Genomic DNA, 4,802 nt, shown 5'->3' with positions numbered 1-4,802 from the left:
GAGCGCTGCAACCGCAGCGCCCGGTCGATCAATGACTTCGACGTCGAACATGTACAGCCCGCTTTGACAAATCTCACTGTCAATCTCATTGACGGGCGAATTTGTCAAGGAGCCGCGAGGCAGCCCTGCCACAGCAAGCAGCCACAGAGTCGACTGCAACGGACAGCTACAGGTTCCCAGTCAAAGCCCAGCTTCTTCCCCATTGCAGGCCGCGTGGCGGCAGAAGTGCTGCAGGGCTCGTCAACGGCCGTTTTGGGGAAGCTGCACTGCGGCGACGGTCGCTTGTCAGATGACGGTGAGGGCCGCGACGTTTTGCGCCCCTCAGCCGCAGTCCGCCGGACTGCGCCGCCCCGCCGCACAGGGTGTTCGAGCCCTGTGCGGTCAGTTCGCAACATGGACCTGAATGTCCGGCTCGTTTGGGGGGCGCCGCAAGTCTGCTTTTGCATAGAAGAACTTGCAAAGCGAACAACATCGCTTTGCATCGGATGCGCACTAGCCCGATTTGTCGCCCGCAAGGTTCAGCGCGACGGCTTCGCTGACAAGTGCGGCAAGTGCAGCCTCGTCGAGCGCGTCGGCCTCCTTGAAATCGATCGCGCGGCGGACGCCGTCGGCGGGCACGTTGAACAAGCCTTGCGCGTCATCGAGATCGCGTCCGCGCATGAAGGTGAGCTTGACCTTGTCCTTGTAGCTTTCGCCCGTGCAGATAATGCCATTGTGCGACCAGGTCGGCACGCCGAGCGGGTTCGACGCCTTGCGCCACTTGATCTCCTCGACAACGCCGGGTGCCGCGTCGTTGATCGTTCGGCGGATGCGGGTAAGCAACGCGCCGCGCCAGTCACCGAGGCTCTCGATCTTCTCGCTGACAGGATCACTCATTGGTTTGTTCCTTTCGATCTGGCGCGACGCGCGCGTACCTGTCCGATCCAGGAAGTGAGCAGCATGGTCAGCCCGGTGATCATGAGAAAAAGCAGCGGCGGAAGCGGGGCGTAAGTGATCCAGGCTGGCGGCGGCCCCCACGGCATCACCGCGAAGTTGGCGGCGACAGTAAGCGTGAAAATCGTCGCCACCCAGCGATGGACGAGCCGAGCGCGCCCACCCTTGGCCATTGCGACCGCTGGCGAGGTCGATGACGCCGTGGCTGGGTGCTGCGAATAAAACGCGGCGTTCATGACCGGGCCTCGATCAGTTTCCACCCGTTTCCGGACGGATCGCGAAAGCTTGCATCAACGCTACCGAAGCGCGCGACCGGTTCCTGCGTGAACTCCACTCCCGCGGCCGAGAAGCGCTCATGGGCCGCGCGGCAGTCGTCGACCGTCAGTACGAGCGGCGGCATCGCGCCTTTCGCGACAACCTCGTCGACGGTCGCTGCAGTACCTTGGTCCACGGTTGGCGGCTGCGGCCTGAACAGGCCCAATTGGAAGTCTGGCTGGTCGGGGTGGTGCACGGTCAGCCAGCGATAGCCGCCGTTGGTTACATCGCTGTGGACCTCAAAGCCCAGCTTGCCGACGTAGAATTGCAGCGCTTCCTCTTGGTCGCGGACATAAATGCCCATCACGCCAATGGTTTGTTTGATGCGTTTCATGGCAGACTCCTTTCATCTGCCTCCTCTTTACCGTCCGCCTGCAGCCTGCGCTTCTCCGAAACTGCGATTGTAAGGTTGGGTCGGTGCGCGGCGCTAACGAAGCAGTGCGGAACCTGTTCGAACATGTGGGGTACGTTTCCTTCGCGGGCGCGAAGCTCGGTCGGGCTTTCGCCAGTGATGTCGCGAAAGATGCGGCCGAATGTCCCCAGGCTTTCCCAGCCCGTTTGAAACGCGATGTCGATAATCGGCAGATCAGTGTCGCGCAACAGCGCCGTCGCGCGCTCGATCCGACGGGTCAGCAAATAGCGATGCGGCGGCAGGCCAAATGCCGCCTTGAAGGAGCGCGCGAAATGCGCCTCGGAGACGCCGCTTACCGCAGCCAGACGATGCACCGGCCATGGCTCGTGCGAGGCCGCATCCATTTTGTCCTTGGCTCGCAGCAGCCGACGCAACAGCGACGGCCCTCCTATCGTGTCAGCTTTCTTCATCCCGTTAGACTAATAGCATCGCCCAACCATGCAACGATCACCAACTCGACTTCTTAGATGCTCTCTCAATCGAGGCTCAGAGCCGACCAATGGCATCCTAAGATGCCCAATCGGTGAGGATGACGGCAGACTTCAGGGGGTGGGTCATGGAGGCTCTGGCAGCAATCTGGAGACACTAGCCGAGGTGCGGTCTTGGGGAATGGGCGGGCAGATCAGTCTTACCAGCCCTACGAGATGTCCGGCCAGTGTCGGATCAAGGGGTTGATGTCGCAAGAGAAGGCGGAAGAACACTGCGCCGTAGATCATGTCGAGCGTTGCCTCCATATCATGGGGTGCCGCGATCCGGCCCTGCGCGATGCCGCGCATCAGGATGGCGCGCCCGGCCTCGCGGCTGCGCAGGATGACATGGGTCCGGAAGGCGCGGGAAAGCTCGCTTTCGCTGTCGGCGGCGGCAAGGGCGATGGCGACCTGCCGCCCGCGGGTGGTGGCGAAGGTGGCGATGATCCGGGCCAGATGCGCCTCGAGCGCCTCGGTCGGGGGGGTGTCGCCAGGGGATGGGAAGGCCTCGATCAGGGCCGCCATCGCAAGCTCCTGCGCGTTGGCCCAATGCCGGTAGATCGTGGGCTTGCTGACCCCTGCCCGAGCGGCCACAGCCTCGACCGTCAGCCGGCCGAAGCCTTCGGCCATGAGGATGTCGTGCGCGATGGCCAGCACGCGGCCCTTCGCCTGCTGGTTCGGTGGGCGACCGCGACGCCGGGGTTGATCTGGTTCTTGACTCATTTAATTACGAAACGTAGCGTAATAAAATACAGCTGCAAAGGGGGAATCACGATGGCGGATCTGCGCTACATCGGCATCCAGCCGCATTTCACCGTAAAGGACGGCCGCGCCGCGCTGGAGTTCTACCGGACGGCCTTCGGGGCGGAGGTTCAGTACAGCCTGACCGACCCGTCGGACGGACGGCTCGGCCATGCGGATATCCGCATCGGGCAAAGCGTTCTCATGCTGAACGACGAATATCCCGACTTCGGGGCGCTGGCGCCCGACACGATCGGAGGCTCGCCCGTCAGCTTCTATGTCGAGGTCACGGACGCCGATGCCGCGATTGCGCGGGCGCTGGCGTCGGGTGCCACACTTCTGCGCCCGGCAGCGGACCAATCCTACGGCCATCGCAACGGCATGGTGCTAGACCCGTTCGGCTATCGCTGGTCCATCGGCCATAAGCTGGAAGAGGTCAGCGCCGAAGACATGCAGCGGCGCTGGGACGCGGAGACGGCAGCGTAGGGATCAGTCCGCCCCGTGCATCGGCTCACGTAGGGCTGCCGCGCTAGGTCAGATCAAAAACCCCTGGACAGAAACGCATGGTCAAATACGGTCGTTTTCGGCCTCGTAGGTTTGCCTGACCTGGCACGCTCAGTGCAGATGCCTCAGTTTGTCGGGATTCCGCATCACGTAGATTGCCGCGATCTTTCCACTCTCGATTTCGAGGGCCGTCGTCTGAAGTTCACCGTCGGCCTCCCGGCTGATGAAGCCAGGCAAACCGTTGATTACAGTGGCCCGAAGAAGTGTCGAGCCGTTCTTGCGGAAGTGTGCCACCAGGGATTTCTGGGCCTTCATGACGGCGTCGAAGCCGACGATCGGCTGCATGGCTGCCGGACGCTTGCCGCCGCCATCCGCATGAGCGCTGACATCGGCGGCCAGCATTGCGGCGAGTGCTTTCATGTCACCGCTGCGGGAGGCGGCGAAGAATGCTTCCGCAATGGCGAGGCCGTGTTGCTTGCCGACCTGAAAGCGCGGCCGTGCTTCACGGATCTGCGCGCGCGCCCGGGACGCGAGCTTACGGCAAGCGGCGGGATCGCGCCTGATGGTGGCGGCGACTTCCGCGTATCCCAGACCGAAAACATCGTGCAGCAGGAAGGCCGCCCGCTGCAGCGGCGAAAGACGTTCCAGTGCCAGCATCAGCGGCAGGGTAACTTCGTCGTCTTCTTCCTCTTCCAGGACAGGGTCGGGATGCCAGGGGCCAATGTACGTCTCGCGCTGGCGCCGCGCCGACTTGAGCTGATCGAGGCAGAGGCGTGTGACCGTGCGGCGCAGGAAGGCTTCGGGTTCGCGCACTTCGACGCGGTCGGCCCTCATCCAGCGGATGAAGGCCTCTTGCACCATGTCCTCGGCATCTGCAACGGAGCCCAGCATGCGATACGCGACGCGCATCAGCTTGGGGCGCAGAGGATCGAATTCCGCTGCCCCCGAATCCACTGGCGGCGTGTCGGCCATCAGGCGATCGCCACCTTGGCACCGGCCTTTACTGCAGCCGGATCAACAAACAGACCGAAGCCGACGGCAATGCGGTTCCACCCATGGATGTTGTTGATCGTCAGGGTGAGCTTGACCTGTTCCTCTTCCGTGAACTCAGCCTTCAAGGCTTCATAGGCACCAGCAAGTTCATGACCTTCGGAGAGGCGCGTCAAGGCCTCGGTCCAGCCAAGTGCCGCGCGTTCGCGGTTGCTGTAGCACGGCGCTTCGCGCCAGGCCGGCAGAAGGTAGATGCGCTGCTCGGTTTCTCCGATCTCGCGAGCTTCGGTTGCATGGAGATTTATGCAATTGGCGCAGCCGTTGATCTGGGAAGCCCGCATCTTCACGAGTTCAGTAAGGATCGGATCGAAGTTGGTGGCGGCGGCGAACTCGGTCGCCGAGCGTTGCCAATTCTTCATCAGCGAAGGGGCAGCAGCGAA

8 protein-coding genes are annotated in these 4,802 nt (G+C 62.8%); 1 reads left to right on the top strand and 7 read right to left on the bottom strand.

The window, feature by feature from the left end:
• Positions 1-492: 492 nt before the first annotated feature.
• The 5 genes from ACRCSW_RS21750 to ACRCSW_RS21730 form a co-directional block, all read right to left on the bottom strand.
• Entirely contained in the window at positions 493-876 is a 384-nt protein-coding gene (locus ACRCSW_RS21750; protein WP_438707743.1) for a DUF1801 domain-containing protein, read from the bottom strand.
• The gene (locus ACRCSW_RS21745) at positions 873-1,169 is read right to left on the bottom strand and encodes a hypothetical protein (RefSeq protein WP_438707742.1); all 297 of its coding nucleotides are present in this window, start codon (positions 1,167-1,169) and stop codon (positions 873-875) included. Before ACRCSW_RS21745 ends, ACRCSW_RS21750 begins: the two co-directional genes overlap by 4 nt.
• Complete coding sequence (locus ACRCSW_RS21740) at positions 1,166-1,582, bottom strand: VOC family protein (protein ID WP_438707741.1); 417 nt, start codon at positions 1,580-1,582, stop codon at positions 1,166-1,168. Before ACRCSW_RS21740 ends, ACRCSW_RS21745 begins: the two co-directional genes overlap by 4 nt.
• Positions 1,579-2,034 (bottom strand): helix-turn-helix domain-containing protein, encoded by a 456-nt coding sequence (locus tag ACRCSW_RS21735; RefSeq protein WP_438707740.1) that lies wholly within the window; start codon positions 2,032-2,034, stop codon positions 1,579-1,581. The genes ACRCSW_RS21740 and ACRCSW_RS21735 overlap by 4 nt, the downstream gene beginning before the upstream one ends.
• Before the next feature lie 180 nt (positions 2,035-2,214).
• A complete protein-coding gene (locus ACRCSW_RS21730) occupies positions 2,215-2,784 on the bottom strand; it encodes a TetR/AcrR family transcriptional regulator (RefSeq protein WP_438707739.1) in 570 nt (189 codons plus the stop codon).
• 117 nt (positions 2,785-2,901) lie between these two features.
• Here ACRCSW_RS21730 and ACRCSW_RS21725 point away from each other — a divergent pair, with 117 nt between their 5' ends.
• Complete coding sequence (locus tag ACRCSW_RS21725; protein ID WP_438707738.1) at positions 2,902-3,354, top strand: VOC family protein; 453 nt, start codon at positions 2,902-2,904, stop codon at positions 3,352-3,354.
• A gap of 129 nt (positions 3,355-3,483) precedes the next feature.
• Here the strand turns inward: ACRCSW_RS21725 and ACRCSW_RS21720 are convergent, their stop codons facing one another.
• Positions 3,484-4,344 carry a sigma-70 family RNA polymerase sigma factor gene (locus ACRCSW_RS21720; RefSeq protein ID WP_438707737.1) on the bottom strand — a complete coding sequence of 287 codons (861 nt, stop codon included), beginning with the start codon at positions 4,342-4,344 and terminating at the stop codon, positions 3,484-3,486.
• The coding region (locus tag ACRCSW_RS21715) for a carboxymuconolactone decarboxylase family protein (RefSeq protein WP_438707736.1) at positions 4,344-4,802 on the bottom strand (459 nt) is incomplete at its 5' end. The genes ACRCSW_RS21715 and ACRCSW_RS21720, both read right to left, overlap by 1 nt.

The organism is Tabrizicola sp. (genome assembly GCF_051645465.1).
GTDB lineage: Bacteria > Pseudomonadota > Alphaproteobacteria > Rhodobacterales > Rhodobacteraceae > Tabrizicola.
Note: the sequence above shows the minus strand (reverse complement) of the source record. Positions and strands in the feature narration are given on the sequence as shown.